This window comes from Streptococcus sp. 20925_1_77, assembly GCF_041432125.1.
In the GTDB taxonomy this organism is placed as follows: domain Bacteria; phylum Bacillota; class Bacilli; order Lactobacillales; family Streptococcaceae; genus Streptococcus.
The window spans coordinates 248,869-265,973 of record NZ_JAPVZB010000001.1 but is presented as its reverse complement, the minus strand read 5'-3'; the positions used below and the strand labels follow the sequence as shown (position 1 = coordinate 265,973).

Genomic DNA, 17,105 nt, shown 5'->3' with positions numbered 1-17,105 from the left:
TCGACAATCCAAAAACAATTAAGAGGCTAGGACTTTTGTCCTAGCCTGTTTTTTCGCTTTCTTACAAAAATGTAAGAAATAAAGGGGAAAATGTAAGGTTATGTTATGGTGAAAGCGTTTCAGTTTTAGTACAATAGATTTGTAAAAATGGATTGAAGCTCTATCGAGCTAGAAAGGAACGGACCATGACCCTACTAGACGTTCAACACATCAAAAAAATCTACAAAACCCGCTTCCAAGGAACCCAAGTCGAAGCCTTAAAGGATATTCACTTTACCGTTGAGAAGGGCGAATACGTCGCCATCATGGGGGAATCGGGATCCGGGAAATCGACCCTCCTCAATATTCTAGCCATGTTGGACCAGCCGACCGAAGGGCGGGTTTACCTCAACGGCACTGACACCTCCACCATCAAGAACAAGGATGCCTCGAGCTTTCGTCGGGAAAAACTAGGCTTTGTCTTTCAAGACTTCAACCTGCTGGATACCTTGTCTGTCAAGGACAATATCCTCTTACCTTTGGTCCTTTCTCGCAGGCCCGTCAAGGAAATGATGAGTAAAGTCGATAGCGTGAGTCGGGAGTTGGGTATTCACCAGCTTCTTGAGAAATATCCTTACGAAATATCTGGCGGGCAAAAACAACGGGTGGCTGTAGCGCGTGCCATCATCACCTCACCTGAAATTCTCCTTGCTGATGAGCCAACAGGGGCGCTGGATTCCAAGTCTTCGGCTGCGTTGCTCGATGTCTTTGAAGATATTAATACAATGGGCCAAACCATCCTCATGGTGACCCACTCAACTGCAGCGGCTGCTCGGGCCAAGCGCGTGCTCTTTATCAAAGACGGAATTCTCTACAACCAGATCTTCCGCGGGGAAAAAACAGAACGTCAGATGTTCCAAGAAATCTCGGATACCTTGACGGTCATGGCGAGTAAGGAGGATCGTGATGTTTAAATTAACAAGTAAATTAGCTCTTTCCAACCTCAAACAAAATCGTAAGCTCTATTACCCTTTTGCTATAGCTATCATTTTAACGACCATGATCCTCTATAGCTTTATCGCCCTGGCAACGACCCCTCATTTAGAAGCTTCTTACGGAGGACGAACGGCAAGAGCTGTCCTTGGTTTTGGTTGTTTCGTCGTCCAGCTGGTCGTCGTCATTTTAGTGGCTTATGCCAATGGCTATGTTATGAAAAATCGTTCCAAAGAATTGGGATTATACAGTGTTTTGGGGATGGAGAAGAAGCATCTCCTCGTCATGACCTTATGGGAATTGCTTATCTTCTATATCCTCACAGTTGGAGTAGGACTGGGCTTGGGGCTCTTGTTTGATCCCTTGATTTTTGCCCTCCTCTTAAAATGTATGGGGCTTCCAGTCGTCATTCAATCGACCTTCCAGATAGGGGCTGTTCTTAACACTTTATTTGGGCTAGCCTTAGCTTTTGCCCTCATTCTCTTGTTAAATTCTTTCCGTCTCTTGCGCTACAGTTCCCTCCACCTCATGCAACAGAAAAAGGCAGGAGAGAAGAAAGGACGCTTCTTGCTGGTCCAAACTCTTTTAGGACTAGGACTCTTAGGAATTGCTTTCTATTTAGCGCTAACCGCAGAGCGTCCAGTTGCGGCTGTCCAAAGATTCTTTATTGCCGTTATCTTGGTCATTCTTGCGACTTATCTCTTATTCAACGCAGGCACCATTACCTTTTTAAGATTTCTCAAAGGTCGGAAATCCTACTATTACAAGCCAGAGAATTTTATATCCGTCTCCAACTTAATAGCACGGATGCGAAAAAATGCAGCGGGTCTTGCGACCATTAGTATTCTATCCACCATGGTCTTGGTCACCTTAACCGGGTCCCTCAATCTCTTTATTGGAGGGCAGAATTACCTAGATACTATGTACCCTTCGGACTACAATATTAGTGTGGGGCATATGACTTCAGAAGCTGAAACAGAACCGGTTGTTGAAGATGTTCAAGCTATTATTCAGAAAACAGCCGATGCGACACATCTATCAGATTATCAAGTGACTCAGACAACATACTGGTCGGCTGAAATTCGAAAGATTGATGGAAAGATCTTAGAGGTGAATGACCAGTTCACTCCAGAAACTGATCAGGAGTTGAAGACAGAAGGAACCGTCTACTTTTTTGATCAGGCGACCTATGAACAATTGACGGGTCAAAAAGTTGAGCTTGGGGAAAATGAAATCTTAGCTTATGGGTATCACTATCCTGGGAAATTAGACGCGCAGTTAGAAATCAATGGGAAGAGCTTCACGATTAAAGAAAAACTAAATTCCAATTTTATCCAAGGAAAAATTCCTCAAGACGCCCTGTTTCAACATCAAATGGGCTTGTACCTTGTCCTCCCTGACTTGAACCAACTTGGTCTAAAAATGGATAAAAATTTGGAATTCGCTATTACTGCCAAAGATAAAGAAAATAGTGCTTTCCTTGCTGGCGTGATCAAAGAGCTTCATTCGACAGACAAAATGAGTCAATATGGTGCGACTTATTTTAGTGGCTATGATCGATATAGTATAGAGAAAGATTGGCGTGAATCAGCAGGGACAATCCTCTTTATTGGTGTTTTCCTATCTGTTATCTTTCTATTGGCTACGGTTCTCGTCATTTACTACAAACAGATTTCAGAGGGCTATGAGGACCGGGAAAATTTTGTGATCTTGCAACAAGTAGGATTGGACCAAAAGCAAACAGCCACCACCATACGCAAACAGATTCTCACCGTCTTTTTCCTTCCTCTATTCTTCTCCTTCCTCTACCTAGGAGTGGCCTACAAGATGATTTCAAAAATCGTTGCTCTCTTAGGAGCGAACAATGCGGGCTTGGTCCTTCAAACAACCTTAGCAATCTGCGCTGTCTTTTTCATCTCCTATGTCCTCGTCTTTCTTCTGACTTCTAGAAGTTACCGGAAGATTGTCGTGAGGTAGCGCTGAGTCTATAAAAGATTGAGAAATGAAAAATCCAATAAATAGACAAACTGTTTTTTACATAGGACAAGCCAAATGTTGCGGAAAGAATTATAATAATGTATATTATTAAGCTTATTTAAACAAATACCGAAACTTTCCGCCGTGAGAAAAGTGCTAGAAATAATAGTATTTCTAGCACTCGGGAGTTTTGGAACCTTAGGTCCAAAACTAAGTTATGGAACTTCCTGGATTGCTGAAATCATCCACTGGATAATTTCACCTAACGTCCGTACTCACCTAAGGAAAGTTTCAAAGATAGTTTTATCCTTAACCAAAAACACCGGGGATTATATCCCCGGTGTTTTTTTTCGTGATTATTTCACGTGTTTTGCAAGTTCTTCTTGCGCTTTTTTGTTTGATTCTTCTTTTTCTTTCAACCAATTCTTATAAGCTTTTTCATGTTCGGCAGTTGTAACTGTCTTATCTTGAAGTTTTTGGTATTTGAAGAAGGTTGTTTCACCTTTAATACCAATTGCAGAATTTGCTGCTGAGAATGGTGTTACCTTCGTGATAGATGGTACTCCACCCTTAGAGTAGATTGGAAGAACCATTGCGTTTTCAGTCAACCAAGCTTGGGCATCAGCGTATTTTTCATAACGTGCATTGGTATCCAATTTTTCAGCATTGGCAGCATCTAGCAATTCTTTGTATTGATTCAAACCAATTTTCTCGATGAGCGCTTGGTCTTTCTTAGGATCAAGTCCCATACCAGTCAAGGTTGAACCATCTGTTGGGTTCAAGATATTCAAGTAAGTAGATGGGTCTTGGAAGTCAGGTCCCCAACCAGTGATATCCATGTCAAAGTCTTTTTGATCTGGTGATTGGGCGAAGTAAGTCGCGTTGTCTGCATCATCTGTAGACAATTTTTGAACATCGATCACGACATTGTCTTTACCAAGAGCTGTTTCAATAGAGCTCTTCATAGAGTCTGCTTGTTGGACAAGAGTGCTAGAAGATTGGTCTACAACATAGTCGATATGGATTGGGAATTGAACACCTTGTGATTGCAATTCAGCCTTCGCTTTTTCAAGTTCCGCTTTGGCTTTGTCCGCATTATGCAAGCTGTCTTGAGCATCAGCAAAGCTCACACCTTTCCACTCATCTCCTGTTGCGGCAAGTTTTTCTTCAACGAGCGTACCGAAGTCTTTTCCGTTGGCTTGCACAAATGTAGGTGGAACTAGAAGTGTACGAAGAGTTCTTGATGCTCCCTCTTTACCATTAGCTTGTGCACTGTATGAAGTTCTATCCAAAGCGAAGTTCAAGGCTTGACGGAAGTTTTTGTTTTGAAGAGCTGTCTTGGTGCTGTTCTTTTGTTCGTCAGAAGTCTTCTTCGTATGACCGTAGTTTTGACGGTTGACGTTGAAGTAAGCGTAGTAGACAGTAGAATCTTGTTGAGAATAAACGATGTTATCCTTGAATTTCTTCTGAATTGTGCTGTAAGTTGAGCTTGTTGGGAAGAGACGAGCAGAAGTTAAGTTACCGTCTGAGAAGTTACGAGCAAGATAGTCTTGGTCTGATCCATCGAAGTAAGTCAATTTAACCGTATCGATGTGAACATTTTTCTTGTCGTAGTAATCAGGGTTTTTATCCAATTCGATTTGTGATTTTGAAGTGAAGGACTTCAAAATGTATGGACCATTGTAGAGGATCCCATTTGGTTTCACGCTACCGAAATCTTTCCCAGCTGATTCCAAGAATTTGTCATTGACCGGCATCATAGTAGAAGTAGTCAATTTAGAATTCCAGAAAGATTCAGGTTGGTTCAAAGTATATTGAAGAGTATGATCATCAACAGCTTTGACCCCAACAGTTGAGAAGTCTTTAGTTTTTCCGTTCACATAATCATCCAAGCCTTTGACTGAGTTTTGAACCAAGTAAAGAGCATCGGACTTTTTATCGGCTACATATTTCAGAGATGTCACGAAATCTTGTGCAGTGACGTCAGCGTATTCATTTCCTTCTGAATCATACCACTTCGCATCTTTTCGAAGCTTGTAGGTATAAGTCAGACCGTCTTTTGAAACAGACCAGTCTTCTACAAGAGCAGGCACTAGGTTACCGTATTGGTCGTTTTCAAACAAACCATCGACCAAGTTGGTAGTAATGTCGCTTGTAGTTGAACGATTTGAAGTCAAATAGTTCAAGGAATCAGGGTCTGTACCATACACGTAGTTGTAGGTAGTCCCTTTTGACGCATTAGAAGATGAGCCACATGCAGCAAGGAAAAGCGTTGAAGCCGCGGCGACACCTGCTAAAAGAGCAAGCTTCGATTTTTTCATATTCGTGTCTCCTTTTGAATAATTTAAATTATTATACTCCAATCAATCTACAAAATAAAGTGTTTTTTGAACTTTTTTTGTATATTTACACACCCGTATACACTGAAAGCATTGATTTTAAGGGATTTTTAAGGAATAAAATTTTTTTAAAAAAGTTACTATTTTGCTTTACATACTAGTCGAGAAAGAGTATACTGATAGTGAATAAACTAGTATGTAAAACAAACTAGTGAATATGTGAAGAAAGAGGTGAGAAGGATGAAAGAGTCCCAATTACTAAAGGGAGTCTTAGAGGGCTGTGTGCTGGAGATTATTTCCAAAAAGGCCATCTATGGCTACGAATTGATTCAAAGTCTCAAAGAGATGGGATTTGATAAGATTGTCGCTGGGACTATTTATCCCCTACTTCAAAAATTAGAAAAACAAGGAATTATTCATGGGGAAATGAGGCCGTCTCCAGATGGTCCTGATCGTAAGTATTTTTCACTCAGTGATGCTGGAAAAGAGCGTTTAGGGGAATTTTGGGACCAGTGGCAGGAGCTAGTCACAAAAGTAGAACGTATCAAGAAGGAGGGGGAAGAATGGTAGGAAGTTATACAGAAAAAATGTCAGATGAATTGATTCATTTAAACAAAGAGGATCAAGCCTATGTGAAAAAAATGGTCGCCTATATTGGGGCTAAGTCCTATTTTTATGATGATGAAGCACTCGGTGAACAACTCTACAATATGGTTTGCGACCTAAAAGTTGCTGAGAAAGAAGGCATTCGGGCAGTGGATTATTTTGGAAAGGATCCACGGGCGATGGTGGACCAAGTTCTTTCAGAGTTACCTAAACGCTCTTTAGGATCTTATGTAGGACTCGTCTTCCTACTTGGAGTGATCTTAGTTGGCATGCGTTATTTAATGGATTTTACCTGGATGACACCACTGAAAATCGAACCCCTGACCTATGTTGTTATTTTATTCAATTTCTTGGTGTTTAGCCAGTTCATCACGTGGCTTTGGTCCAAACAGAGCTATGGTGAAATGAAGTGGTCTTGGGCTATTTTTATCAGTGTGATCTGCCTGATGGTATTTCTGAACATCGTACGACTATTTTCGATCTATTTTGGCCACATTGGGAGTCTCTTCTTATCAGATGGTTGGGCGGTTATTCTTGCTGTCCTAGTCCTACTTGGGTTTGCGGTTATGGCTTATAGAAGCAGGGAGCGTTTGATGACGAGTCTACTAGTCATGGGCCTGACTTTCCTAGTTACGGGATGCTGGATTCGTCTTGTGAATCAGGAAACTGCTCACTTATTAGGCTGGCTACTTCCTCTCATAGGACTAGTCCTGACCTTCGTTGTATTTCGTCTCCAAAGAAAGGGGGAAGAAAGATGACATCAGTTATTTATTATGAAGAAACTCAGGCTTTGGTTCAAACCTTTAGCAAGGAGGACCAAGCTTATTTCCAAGATCTCTGGGATTATTTCAATTTCGCCGGTTTCTTATATGAGGAGAAGGCTTTGAGAGAGCAGGTCTATAATTTAGCACTAGATTTTTCGCAAGCAAGCGGTGATGGATGGAAAGCCAAGGACTATTTTGGACAGGATCCAAAGGAAATGGCAGACCAAATCATCGAAAATATGCCCAAAGAATCGACACGGTCTGTTCTGAAATATGGGGCGATCATCTCGGGAATTGTGATTTTCTATCGCCTCTTAAGTGATTTTGCTTCACAAGCGGTCCTTGTGCTCAAGCCTCTAGTCTATTTAACCGACATCATTTTGGGACTCCTAGCAATTGGGCTACTATTCTATCTTCTTCGTCGCCTCATTTTTGCAGAAGAAAAGTCGAAAAAAGCAATCCATGTGGCAATCGTTTTGGTTCTAGGAGTCTATTTCGCTAGTGAGATCGTGGGGGTCCGTTTCTTACCAGCCCTTGCTTGGTTGACAGTGCCGAATCCATGGGATACTCTCCTTATGACAGGGGCTAGTGGAGCACTCATTCTTTGGCAATGGAAAGAAGAGCTTGGCAGAGCCTTCGTCTTTCCTATCGTCGCCTTTTTAGTGGTTGGATTCATACATCGCTGGACTTTGGCACAAGGAGTTCAGAATCTTGGTATGACAGTTCTTCTGCCCACAGTGATCATCATCTTTGGGCTGGTTATTTATTATTGGTTTACGATTCGTTCTTTGAAAAAGAATAGGACGGAAAGTGATAAATAGAAAGAAAAGGAGGGCTGGGACAAAAGTCCTAGCCTCTCAATTGTCTTTGGATTATCGAGCAAGACGCAGTGGTTGAGTGGGCTCTACTACGCTGATTTCATCAGCTTTTACAGCCCTACTCAACTGTGCGGAGGTGGGAAGACGAAATCGAATTCTAACGAATGACAGATTTCTTTCCCACTCCCTTTTCTTATCCAAGTATGATAGAATAAACTCAATAGATGGGAGAATATACATGAATCTATTTCGAAAAAAGGCTTTGGGACAGGTTCACCCAGGGTTAAACCGTCATTTACGGTTGTGGGATTTAATTATTTTAGGTATCGGTGCCATGGTGGGGACAGGGATCTTCACGATTACGGGGACTGCAGCGGCAAATTTAGCTGGTCCAGCCCTCATCCTTTCGATTGTGATTGCGGCGTTTTGCGTCGGCCTATCTGCCCTCTTTTTTGCTGAGTTTGCCTCTCGTATCCCTTCAACTGGTGGAGCCTATAGCTATCTCTATACCATTTTTGGAGAGTTTCCAGCCTGGATTGCAGGTTGGTTGACAGTGATGGAATTCATGACCGCCGTATCAGGGGTAGCCTCAGGTTGGGCTGCTTATTTCAAGGGGTTGTTGGCCAATCTTGGCTGGCGTCTGCCGACGGCTTTAAATGGGACTTTTGATCCAGCTGCGGGAACTTATGTGGATCTCTTACCTATTTTGGTCATGGTCCTCGTCACAGCCTTGGTCCTTATGAATGCAAAAGCCGTCTTACGCTTCAATTCCTTGCTGGTCTTACTCAAGTTCTCAGCTCTTACCTTGTTTATTCTTGTCGGGATTTTTCACCTAAACCCTGGCAACTGGGCAAACTTTGCCCCTTATGGCTTTGGCGAAATTTATGGTGGTCAAACAGGTATTATGGCTGGCGCTTCGCTCATGTTCTTTGCCTTTCTTGGTTTTGAGTCCATTTCAATGGCGGTCGATGAAATCAAGGAACCACAAAAGAACGTTCCTCGCGGCATTGTCCTTAGTCTTTTGATCACAACGGTTCTTTATATCTTGGTTACCCTGGTTTTGACCGGCATGGTTCCTTTTAAGAACTTAAATGTAGATGATGCAGTTGCCTTTGCCCTCCGTCAGGTAGGAGCTAGCTGGGCAGGGAATTATGTATCGTTGGTCGCTATTTTGACCCTGATTACCGTCTGCATTTCGATGACCTTTGCCCTCTCACGGATGATTTACAGTTTGGCGCGGGATGGCCTTTTGCCAAAAGCTATGAAACAGCTCGATCCTAAAACCAGAATTCCAAAAAATGCGACATTGGTCGCTGGATTGATGGCTGCCATTGCTGGTGGAGTTTTTCCGCTAGCTAGTATCGCTTCCTTTTTAAATATCTGTACCTTGGCATACCTGGTTCTGTTGGCCTTTGCTCTCTTGAAATTGCGCAAGGAACACGGTGCTCCTGGACCTGGTGAATTTAAAACGCCTTTGGTTCCGGTCTTGCCAATTCTATCGATTGTGGTCTGTGTGTCCTTTATGACCCAGTATTCTCTATCGACCTGGCTGGCCTTTGGAGTTGCTCTCTTGATTGGGATAGGAATTTATTTTGGCTATGGGTATCGCCATTCAGAAGAACATAAATAAAAGATGAAAGCTAGAGTAGAAGAACTCTGGCTTTTTGTATAGGGAAAGCTCTTTTTTTGGTATAATAAAGGGAGAAAGTTAAATAGATAACAAAGGAGAACACCATGACATTTGAAGAGATTTTACCAGGATTAAAGGCCAAGAAAAAATATGTACGAACAGGATGGGGTGGAGCAGAAAACTATGTCCAATTGTTTGATACCATCGAGCAAAATGGAGTGGCTCTGGAAGTGACACCTTATTTCCTCATCAACGTATCTGGTGAAGGCGAAGGCTTTTCCATGTGGAGTCCAACTCCCTGTGATGTTCTAGCGACAGATTGGGTGGAAGTACATGACTAAACGGGTCTTGATTACAGGCGTGAGCTCCGGGATTGGTCTGTCGCAAGCTCGTTTGTTTTTAGAAAAGGGCTATCAGGTTTATGGAGTGGACCAAGGAGCGGATCCTCAGTTGCCAGGCGATTTTCACTTCTTACAGCGAGACTTAATCTTGGATTTGACACCAATCTTCGACTGCTGTCCTGAGGTAGATGTCTTGTGCAATACAGCGGGAGTATTGGATGATTACAAACCGCTTCTTGAGCAAAGCGCTCAGGAGATTCAGGAAATCTTTGAGATCAACTATGTGACTCCGGTAGAGCTGACACGGTATTATCTGACTCAAATGTTGGAGAAGAAGCAAGGGATCATCATCAATATGTGCTCCATTGCTTCTAGTCTAGCAGGAGGTGGCGGTCACGCTTATACTTCCTCCAAGCATGCGCTAGCAGGCTTTACCAAGCAGTTGGCTCTAGATTATGCAGAATCTGGCATTCAAGTCTTTGGCATTGCTCCTGGAGCCGTCAAAACAGGCATGACTGCAGCGGACTTTGAACCAGGAGGTCTAGCAGACTGGGTGGCTAGTGAGACCCCTATTAAACGCTGGATAGAGCCAGAAGAAGTGGCAGAAGTCAGCCTCTTTTTGGCCAGTGGGAAGGCCTCTGCCATGCAGGGGCAAATCCTGACCATTGATGGTGGCTGGAGTTTGAAGTAAGGGCTGAAATAAGCATAAAAGATAAGAATGAAATGAGTCTAGTAAAACCACTGGGCTCATTTTCTATTTTAGCTTTATGGAAAGGGAATCTTATGGTATGATAGCCTAAAAGGGACCTGTAATATGGAGGTCAAATAAAAAAAGCCTTTGGGAAGAGAGACTCAAAAGGAGACGGGATGCTAGTATTGACAGACACAGATCCAGCTATTTCAAAAGAAGAATTTTTACAATTTGAGGAGATTCTTGGGAAGAAATTGCCGGAAGCTATGATGGAATTTTATCTCAAGCACAACGGTGGTCAGCCCCAAGTAATGGGTGTCCACGATGACCGTCATCTCTTTCCTTTCAATTCCTTTGATTCACTGGAGGAGATCAAGAAGTCACTTACCTGGTTTGACGATGAGGTGGTACCTGAGGGATTTAAGGCAACAGACCTTCTTCATTTCGCCTATGATCCTGGTTCTGGCAATTACGCTCTTTCTCTAAGGGCAGAGGATTATGGCAAGGTTTATTTCTATGTCTTAGAAGAAAAAGCTGAGATCTACGGTCTATGGGCTTCTTTTGAGGAATTTTTGAACTCTTTTGTTGAAGAGTGCGATTAAAAAGGAGAAGGGATGCGAAAACATCAAGAACTTTCACTAGAGCAGATAATTGAGCAGGTGCGCGTAGATCAATTAGTATCAGATGATTTTTGCCTCTATGGCAAGGAAGATGGAGAACTGGCACTAGCTAGTCTCTATTGGGTATCCGATTATCCGGATGTCGTGGAAGACTCTGATGTCTACCCGACGGATGTAGCGGAGCAAGATCTGCAACTAGTCTACTATGGAGAGCAGTTGATTGATGTTCTTGCAGTCGCACTTGAGGAAAAGCCAGATGCAAGTCCCCAAGACTTGGTCGATGCTTTAAATTATTATCAGCAGCATGATAGCTTTATGCCTTTTGATGATTAGCTAGGCCGATTAGAGAAATGGTATTCAATGACTGATAGTGATAAGGAGAAAAATGACAGTCAATATCAATGAATTAGTGAAGGAGCACGGCTTTTGTGTGGTGCCTACAGAGGAGAAACCATTTAGTTTGGATGAGGCCCGTTTTAACCTTTTGGCATATTTAGAGGATTATCCAAAAATGGGATTTTCTTTTGTTAAAGCAGATGACGAACTAGTCGAACTAAGGAAAAATCAGGAGAGGTATAGGCTTTTTGGTCAGTGTTTTTTAGGTGCCTTTGTAATTGGAGAAGAGAAGCAGATCTTCTTGCTTTGCAATCAAGAAGGAAGGGAAATTTTTCAAGAATCGAGGGTTTATGTCAATTATTCCTTGCGTACTTTTGTTTCCTCTTATTCGCTCTTTCTATCAGGCATCTTTCTTTTAAAATCAAAGTTTTATGAGATTGAGCAAGATGAAGTCGAAGAGATTGCAGCAAATTTGAAGAACCAAGTACTTGCCTTGGAAAAGTCCCTTGAACAAGAATTGCCCTTCTGGGAGCACATGGCCTATTTGATAGAAGATGATGGAATCGTTCTAAGAGATGATCTCTTTCATATCTTAAATAAAGAGCAGTAGGAATTAATTATGGAGAAAAAATTGCCCCAGATAAAGATTCGAGAGTGGAATGAAAAGCCAAGAACAAAACTTCGATTTATTAAAATTGGTGATATTTTTTGCTATCAATTTTCGGAGGAAATGTTTGTATTTGGTCAAATTCTTGGAAAAGTGAAGGTTGGTCATGTCATTCAATTTTTCGATATCTTTCAAGCAAGTCCTACTATAACAGTTGAGGAGTTAAGTCGTGCTCAATTTATGGGTAAGCCCATCATTGTAGATTCCTACACCTTGTTTGATCGAAGTCCAGTATGGTCTTGGCAGATAATTGGTCATCAAGCGGATTTTGATCCAAGCCCTTTTAAGGATTTAGCCTTTAAGTGGGGAGATCCAAATGGTCTTCACTTTGGGAAGGTCTGGCTAGAAGGTAGGCGGGAACCTAAGATTTTTTCTAGGGAAGAAGTTGAGGAGCTAGACTGGGAAGCCTGTGTCGGAAGTATAGTTTATAACAGAATCTTGGAAGAAGAACTGGCAAGCAGATGAAATAAAGGAGTTTGAAATGGACTATGTAGATGAGTTAACTTCAGGACGTACGCCATTGGTTAAAAAAGCTGCGAAAAAAATTTTAAAGGATAAACTAAAAGGATATGGACCATTCTTGCATCAGGCCTTGGAAGGGGAGATGGAAAAGCCTAAATCATGGGAATCACAAATGTATTTGCTCTACGCCATGGCTGCAACGGATTGCACAGAAGAAGTCCCCTATTTGAAGTCATTACTGCTGAGAGACATTCCAACCCCTGTAACCTATCGCTCTCTAGCAGTAGCGATTGCTTATCTAGAAAATTTAGAAACAGAGAACTTGTCTTTTGTCTATGAGTCTTTGGAATCGAATAACTCATCTCAAGCCGCAGGTGCTTGTGCAGCGATATATCAGAGAAAGATTGTTCTGAAAGATGACGATTTTAACAAAATTATGTCTCATGTGACTCAGCCTAAATACCTTGAGCATATTGGTCAAGTCACAAATCCATTTTTATTTATTTTGGCTGCATCATATCTATATCCAGAACAGAATCGTCAGAAAATTGTAGACTTTTCCCGTCAGTTCGATATATCTATCGTCAAGGACTTAATCAATGACGTTACAAAAGGAAAGGACGGCAGAAGAGTTAGTCTATTCTAAAATCTACTTAAAGAGAGAAGCTGTCACTTCCTTAAAGAGCGATAACATAACTCTTAAAAATAAGACTTTTATTCATTTTTAAAAAGGAGTTCATACTGTGAAATGGTTTGAAAAAGTAGTGGGGAAGGAAAAGATTATTCATTTGTTTGATGGTGATTTGGACTTGAATAATGTATTTCTTGATACTGTATTATGTTACGATTACAAATTAGACCTTGTCCTTTATGTATTTGATTTGCCAACTAATTTCCCTGAAAAGTGGCAGAAAAGTGCATTTAATGCCATAAAAATTAATTTAGAGTTTTTTAATTTAGATGAAATCCATTTTTATTCTAAGGGGATTCATAAGGTGAATGGACGATTAGAGTTGCTCTTTTTAGAGAATAAGGTTGAATTCAATTTTATAAACCAAAATGATGTGATGTTATCGGGATCTTCTGATCTTGTTAGAATTGCTGAGATTGCTCCTGTGAAGATTGATACTTAAAGATGTATTCCTAGTTTATTTGCGGAGATTCAGGGTCGTCAAACAATCCTCCATTGTTAGGAGGGACACTACGACTATGGGAAAATAGTGAAGAAAGACCACAAACGTTAGGCCTTGACCTAAGGCTAGTCCTTTATACAAAAAAACACTTTGAGATCACGAATATGAAGTTACAGTATTTTGAATTAGATAAGCCCTATGTGGAAAATCAACAGAGGATTGAGGAGCTGATGGACTCAGCTACGCTAACTTACGAGGAAGCTAGAATTGAGGACTATCGACAGAATTGGAAAGGTCAGCGAAGAGCGTTTGTATATGAATCCAAATGTATGACCTCTATGATAGAGCGCCTCTTTAAACCGGTTGTGACCAAGGATTGTTGGAAAATCATCGTAGAATGTGTAGATACGATTAGCAATCCAGCTATCATGAACCTACTTGGCGTCTAAACTGTTCAGGTCTTATTTGATTTTTCTAGCTATGAAAGCTCGAGTCCATTGGAACAGAAAAAGATGCTCTTAGGGGCCTTGCTAAAAGGGGTAAAGCGCGTGTTTCAGGAGCTCTCTATTCCATACTCCTTGATAGAGGATGTAGTCAATGAAATAGAGAAAAACGATTATGAAAATAGCTGGGAGTGGAAAAGGAAGAAGATCCAATCCACGATCTTTTCCATTCAAGTGGAGCATCAGCTGGATAAGGTGGATTTGTTTTGGAAGATAGAGCAAAAGGATAAGAGCATCCGTCAGTTGATTCAATCCTACCCTGCTCATGAGATGGATTATGGGGCTAAGCTTGGTAAACTGGAAGTAAAAGGTAACTTCCTATATCTGTTGGATAAAGAGAATGAGGTTGTGAGCAAGCTAGAGCTGGAAACAATAACTGAATGAACTCAAAAAAACTAGCCATTGTCCATAAAACACTTGTCAATAGCAAGTAAGTAAGATAGTAGGAAATGGCCATATAACAAAATAGAATACAAAAGATTAAGGGTCAAAAACTATGGTGAATAAATTAGCAAATGTTCGTGAAGGAGAAATTTTCGCAATTCCATTGTTTTTATCGGATAGATCTGATTTAGAGAGATTTAAAAAATCTGATTTCTCTGGGGAAAATAAAAAATTCGCCTATTGTAGAATCATCAAAGATCTAGGTGGTGGCGGTATACTCATAGAGGTTTTTACTTTAATCGATGGATTGTCTCCTGAAATAGAGGACATCATCCAATCAGGAAGGTTATTTCCGCCAATTGCCATAAATGGTCTGGGAATATATAAAAAACGTTGGCCGAAAGTCGGACAACAAGAGAAGTATGACTGCGAAATAGATTCTCATTTTTCTCAAATACAGTTAGTTCTTCCTGCCTTACCGCATGAAAAGCCGAGATTATGGCAGAATGGTCAAGAAAAGTTTATTTCTTTTGAGGAGAGCAAGGATTATGAAGAATGGACAGTTTGGCTTTCTTCTCATTTAGAAAAAAGGATTATTGAAAGTTTAAAAGCAAGAGGAATAGACGTGTAGCTTTCGAGAGAGTGAGAACAATGAGTGACTTAAAAAAGAAATTATCCTTATTAAAAGTTGAAAGACGAATCAAGAATTTGAAGGGGATAAAGGATGTCTATTTTCTGACCACTAAACCGAGAGAAATTGCTTGGTATGCTGGGGAGTTGAATCCTATCGATTCTCCGATTCCTTGCCTTTATGAGTTTTCTGCCAATCTTACTACTAAAGATCTAAGTAGATCAATTCAAAGTCTAGTTGGAAATAGAAGGCAGTTTATCCTAGTTTTTTGGGAGTTTTCACCAGTTTACGTCTTGTTTCAAATGGAGTCTTTGGATAATTTTTTGTCCTCTTATTCTACTGAATTTTCTACCAGAGACCTGACACTTTTCTTTCAAGACCAGGAAAAAGTACTGGATCTCCATTTAGCGGAGGATAAAGTAGAAGTGAGAGTCTTGGAGAATAAATCTAAGAGCCCGTAGATTCTATAAATTGAAAATGAATATAGAATTAGTCGATGAAAGAGGCAAAAAGGAAAGAATGCCATTCTTGGAGAGACAAATGGTAAAGGAAGATTCTAATGTGTGAAAAAGAATATTATTATTATGGTAATAGTGAGTTTATGACAGGCCTAGGAGTTATTTATACAGAGTTTACTGGTCAGCGTGCAAGTCGACAAATTAACGTTTTGAATGGGAACTCTTATGCTTCCTCTTGCCTACAGGATTACGTTCCAGAAGTAGGGTTTCTACTCTATGATGGTCGAAAAGATGAGTTGGATCTATCAGACTCCATCAAGATTAGTCAAGAAGAATTTGAACGAATATGGGCTCAGGCTGTCGCTAGCGGTCAGAATGATACATAATCGTCAGTTGAAAATAGCCAAATATAAACCAAAAAATGTGAGAGGAGTCCAATAATGATGCTCAATTTGTTAAAGGAATTCGTAGAAGTCTATCATAGAAACAAGGGCTTAGGAGAGCTTGTATTTACTAGTGACTGTCTCCATGTCGAAAAGCTAGATTTGTCTGGTCAAGTAAAAGACTTTTACCAGCATTTAGACTTTGATGAAGAAGCTTATTTTAGAGGAGCTCCCTATGATCTTGCTCTAATTCCTCTCCCTCTATGTGAAGCTGCATCAGAAGGATGGCAGGATACTAGCTGGAAAGAGAGTTATGTGGTTTTTGCTCACATGATGGGGGATGAGCCAATTTTTTGTGATCTAACTAGCGAGCTTAGTCCTGTATTTGGCAAGATTCCTGGGAATTCCAAGCTCTATTGCTTAAGCCCCTCTTTATCTACTTTCTTGTCTACTTATAGTCAGATGAAAAAGCTAGAAATCACCAAGTTTGAGAATGACATCTACATTGATGAGGACTTGTCGGACTATAAAGAAGGTTTTTTAACAGGAATCATGGCTATTATCGAGGAGCAACTTCCTGAAGCCTATCGAAAAGACTTTATTGAATTTATGCTTGGCTAAAGCCAAAGATGAAGAGATGAGAAGCAAATGAAAATGAAGAATTTTTTAAAATGTTGTGAGGATCTGGTCATACAAGAAAGTGGGGCCTCAGCTTTTGAACTAGAAAAACTCAAAGCCAGACAGTTTCCTCAAGCTCACCTGGATTTGCTCTCCATGACCAATGGCTTGGAGTTTTATGGTGGCTATTATCGCTTGTTTGGGACGGATTCTGCTCAAGCCATCACGCTGGACTCTTGGAATTCGGATAGGCTATGGAAAGATGTCTGGAGGGATTATGTATCAGACTACTATTTTTTTGGTATGTCTGCTATTGGAGATCAATTCGCTTATAGAATGAAGGATGGGAACATTCAAAGTCATCAAGTTTATTATTTAGATGGGATTACTATGGATGTCATCGAGATCTACGACAGTTTTGAAGCATTTTTCGAGAGGGAATTTGTTCTGAAAGCCCAAGGTGGGATGGAATCTATTTTTGTTTCTGCTAGGGAACGATTTGGAAATCTAGACCTCTCCAGAAGCTGTATTTATTCCCCTTCCTTAATGATTGTGAATGATCCAAGCGTTGAGAATCTCATGCTTTTACCGACAAAGGATGTCATGACTATCAATGGGGATTTGCTTGTTCAATTATCTGATTCGGAGGAGTCGATTACGAAACTAGAGCAATATCTAGACGCTTCGGGTAGAGCCAGAGTCAAGGTTATCTTTGATCGAGATTGAGCAAGCAGGATAAAGTTTATATAGAAAAGAGTACTCTTGAGATTCA

Annotated in this window: 20 protein-coding genes; 19 read left to right on the top strand and 1 reads right to left on the bottom strand. The window is 40.8% G+C overall.

The annotated features are described in order from the left end of the window. Positions 1–185 precede the first annotated feature (185 nt). A complete protein-coding gene (locus tag O3626_RS01315; RefSeq protein ID WP_023917529.1) occupies positions 186–953 on the top strand; it encodes an ABC transporter ATP-binding protein in 768 nt (255 codons plus the stop codon). Next, a complete protein-coding gene (locus O3626_RS01310; protein WP_371494761.1) occupies positions 946–2,949 on the top strand; it encodes an FtsX-like permease family protein in 2,004 nt (667 codons plus the stop codon). The genes O3626_RS01315 and O3626_RS01310 overlap by 8 nt, the downstream gene beginning before the upstream one ends. A gap of 356 nt (positions 2,950–3,305) precedes the next feature. Here the strand turns inward: O3626_RS01310 and O3626_RS01305 are convergent, their stop codons facing one another. Further along, the gene (locus O3626_RS01305; RefSeq protein WP_371494759.1) at positions 3,306–5,270 is read right to left on the bottom strand and encodes a peptide ABC transporter substrate-binding protein; all 1,965 of its coding nucleotides are present in this window, start codon (positions 5,268–5,270) and stop codon (positions 3,306–3,308) included. 258 nt (positions 5,271–5,528) lie between these two features. Here O3626_RS01305 and O3626_RS01300 point away from each other — a divergent pair, with 258 nt between their 5' ends. From O3626_RS01300 to O3626_RS01220, 17 genes are all read left to right on the top strand, one after another. Further along, positions 5,529–5,858 carry a PadR family transcriptional regulator gene (locus O3626_RS01300; protein WP_023917534.1) on the top strand — a complete coding sequence of 110 codons (330 nt, stop codon included), beginning with the start codon at positions 5,529–5,531 and terminating at the stop codon, positions 5,856–5,858. Further along, positions 5,852–6,652 carry a hypothetical protein gene (locus tag O3626_RS01295; RefSeq protein ID WP_371494757.1) on the top strand — a complete coding sequence of 267 codons (801 nt, stop codon included), beginning with the start codon at positions 5,852–5,854 and terminating at the stop codon, positions 6,650–6,652. Before O3626_RS01300 ends, O3626_RS01295 begins: the two co-directional genes overlap by 7 nt. Further along, positions 6,649–7,479 carry a hypothetical protein gene (locus tag O3626_RS01290; RefSeq protein WP_371494755.1) on the top strand — a complete coding sequence of 277 codons (831 nt, stop codon included), beginning with the start codon at positions 6,649–6,651 and terminating at the stop codon, positions 7,477–7,479. The genes O3626_RS01295 and O3626_RS01290 overlap by 4 nt, the downstream gene beginning before the upstream one ends. A gap of 235 nt (positions 7,480–7,714) precedes the next feature. After that, a complete protein-coding gene (locus tag O3626_RS01285) occupies positions 7,715–9,106 on the top strand; it encodes an APC family permease (RefSeq protein ID WP_371494752.1) in 1,392 nt (463 codons plus the stop codon). Between the two features lie 104 nt (positions 9,107–9,210). Then, positions 9,211–9,447 (top strand): DUF2829 domain-containing protein, encoded by a 237-nt coding sequence (locus O3626_RS01280; protein ID WP_000141913.1) that lies wholly within the window; start codon positions 9,211–9,213, stop codon positions 9,445–9,447. Continuing rightward, on the top strand, positions 9,440–10,138 hold the full coding sequence (locus O3626_RS01275) for a 3-oxoacyl-ACP reductase (protein WP_315375085.1): 699 nt from the start codon (positions 9,440–9,442) through the stop codon (positions 10,136–10,138). The genes O3626_RS01280 and O3626_RS01275 overlap by 8 nt, the downstream gene beginning before the upstream one ends. 176 nt (positions 10,139–10,314) lie before the next feature. Next, complete coding sequence (locus O3626_RS01270) at positions 10,315–10,740, top strand: SMI1/KNR4 family protein (protein WP_315375088.1); 426 nt, start codon at positions 10,315–10,317, stop codon at positions 10,738–10,740. Positions 10,741–10,752: 12 nt separating this feature from the next. Beyond that, positions 10,753–11,091 (top strand): hypothetical protein, encoded by a 339-nt coding sequence (locus O3626_RS01265; protein WP_315375090.1) that lies wholly within the window; start codon positions 10,753–10,755, stop codon positions 11,089–11,091. A 52-nt stretch (positions 11,092–11,143) separates the two neighbouring features. Next, positions 11,144–11,704 (top strand): immunity protein, encoded by a 561-nt coding sequence (locus tag O3626_RS01260; protein WP_315375092.1) that lies wholly within the window; start codon positions 11,144–11,146, stop codon positions 11,702–11,704. Between the two features lie 9 nt (positions 11,705–11,713). After that, complete coding sequence (locus O3626_RS01255; protein ID WP_315375093.1) at positions 11,714–12,226, top strand: Imm26 family immunity protein; 513 nt, start codon at positions 11,714–11,716, stop codon at positions 12,224–12,226. Between the two features lie 16 nt (positions 12,227–12,242). Further along, positions 12,243–12,869, top strand: coding sequence for a hypothetical protein (locus O3626_RS01250; RefSeq protein WP_315375094.1), 627 nt, complete (start codon positions 12,243–12,245; stop codon positions 12,867–12,869). A 97-nt stretch (positions 12,870–12,966) separates the two neighbouring features. Further along, positions 12,967–13,356, top strand: a complete 390-nt coding sequence (locus O3626_RS01245; protein ID WP_315375096.1) for an Imm50 family immunity protein — start codon at positions 12,967–12,969, stop codon at positions 13,354–13,356. A 548-nt stretch (positions 13,357–13,904) separates the two neighbouring features. Then, positions 13,905–14,243, top strand: coding sequence for a hypothetical protein (locus O3626_RS01240; protein WP_371494748.1), 339 nt, complete (start codon positions 13,905–13,907; stop codon positions 14,241–14,243). Positions 14,244–14,355: 112 nt separating this feature from the next. Beyond that, on the top strand, positions 14,356–14,874 hold the full coding sequence (locus O3626_RS01235) for an Imm26 family immunity protein (protein WP_315375100.1): 519 nt from the start codon (positions 14,356–14,358) through the stop codon (positions 14,872–14,874). Between the two features lie 559 nt (positions 14,875–15,433). Next, positions 15,434–15,718 carry a hypothetical protein gene (locus O3626_RS01230; protein ID WP_045615175.1) on the top strand — a complete coding sequence of 95 codons (285 nt, stop codon included), beginning with the start codon at positions 15,434–15,436 and terminating at the stop codon, positions 15,716–15,718. A gap of 54 nt (positions 15,719–15,772) precedes the next feature. Beyond that, entirely contained in the window at positions 15,773–16,336 is a 564-nt protein-coding gene (locus O3626_RS01225) for a hypothetical protein (protein WP_315375104.1), read from the top strand. Positions 16,337–16,369: 33 nt separating this feature from the next. Beyond that, entirely contained in the window at positions 16,370–17,059 is a 690-nt protein-coding gene (locus O3626_RS01220) for an SMI1/KNR4 family protein (protein ID WP_371494745.1), read from the top strand. The last annotated feature ends 46 nt before the right edge of the window (positions 17,060–17,105 follow it).

Bases quoted from the DNA above. Each gene is read 5' to 3' on its own strand.
- O3626_RS01315 (WP_023917529.1), top strand. From the start codon at position 186: ATGACCCTACTAGACGTTCAACACATCAAAAAAATCTACAAAACCCGC.
- O3626_RS01310 (WP_371494761.1), top strand. From the start codon at position 946: ATGTTTAAATTAACAAGTAAATTAGCTCTTTCCAACCTCAAACAAAAT.
- O3626_RS01305 (WP_371494759.1), bottom strand. From the start codon at position 5,270: ATGAAAAAATCGAAGCTTGCTCTTTTAGCAGGTGTCGCCGCGGCTTCA.
- O3626_RS01300 (WP_023917534.1), top strand. From the start codon at position 5,529: ATGAAAGAGTCCCAATTACTAAAGGGAGTCTTAGAGGGCTGTGTGCTG.
- O3626_RS01295 (WP_371494757.1), top strand. From the start codon at position 5,852: ATGGTAGGAAGTTATACAGAAAAAATGTCAGATGAATTGATTCATTTA.
- O3626_RS01290 (WP_371494755.1), top strand. From the start codon at position 6,649: ATGACATCAGTTATTTATTATGAAGAAACTCAGGCTTTGGTTCAAACC.
- O3626_RS01285 (WP_371494752.1), top strand. From the start codon at position 7,715: ATGAATCTATTTCGAAAAAAGGCTTTGGGACAGGTTCACCCAGGGTTA.
- O3626_RS01280 (WP_000141913.1), top strand. From the start codon at position 9,211: ATGACATTTGAAGAGATTTTACCAGGATTAAAGGCCAAGAAAAAATAT.
- O3626_RS01275 (WP_315375085.1), top strand. From the start codon at position 9,440: ATGACTAAACGGGTCTTGATTACAGGCGTGAGCTCCGGGATTGGTCTG.
- O3626_RS01270 (WP_315375088.1), top strand. From the start codon at position 10,315: ATGCTAGTATTGACAGACACAGATCCAGCTATTTCAAAAGAAGAATTT.
- O3626_RS01265 (WP_315375090.1), top strand. From the start codon at position 10,753: ATGCGAAAACATCAAGAACTTTCACTAGAGCAGATAATTGAGCAGGTG.
- O3626_RS01260 (WP_315375092.1), top strand. From the start codon at position 11,144: ATGACAGTCAATATCAATGAATTAGTGAAGGAGCACGGCTTTTGTGTG.
- O3626_RS01255 (WP_315375093.1), top strand. From the start codon at position 11,714: ATGGAGAAAAAATTGCCCCAGATAAAGATTCGAGAGTGGAATGAAAAG.
- O3626_RS01250 (WP_315375094.1), top strand. From the start codon at position 12,243: ATGGACTATGTAGATGAGTTAACTTCAGGACGTACGCCATTGGTTAAA.
- O3626_RS01235 (WP_315375100.1), top strand. From the start codon at position 14,356: ATGGTGAATAAATTAGCAAATGTTCGTGAAGGAGAAATTTTCGCAATT.
- O3626_RS01230 (WP_045615175.1), top strand. From the start codon at position 15,434: ATGTGTGAAAAAGAATATTATTATTATGGTAATAGTGAGTTTATGACA.
- O3626_RS01225 (WP_315375104.1), top strand. From the start codon at position 15,773: ATGATGCTCAATTTGTTAAAGGAATTCGTAGAAGTCTATCATAGAAAC.
- O3626_RS01220 (WP_371494745.1), top strand. From the start codon at position 16,370: ATGAAGAATTTTTTAAAATGTTGTGAGGATCTGGTCATACAAGAAAGT.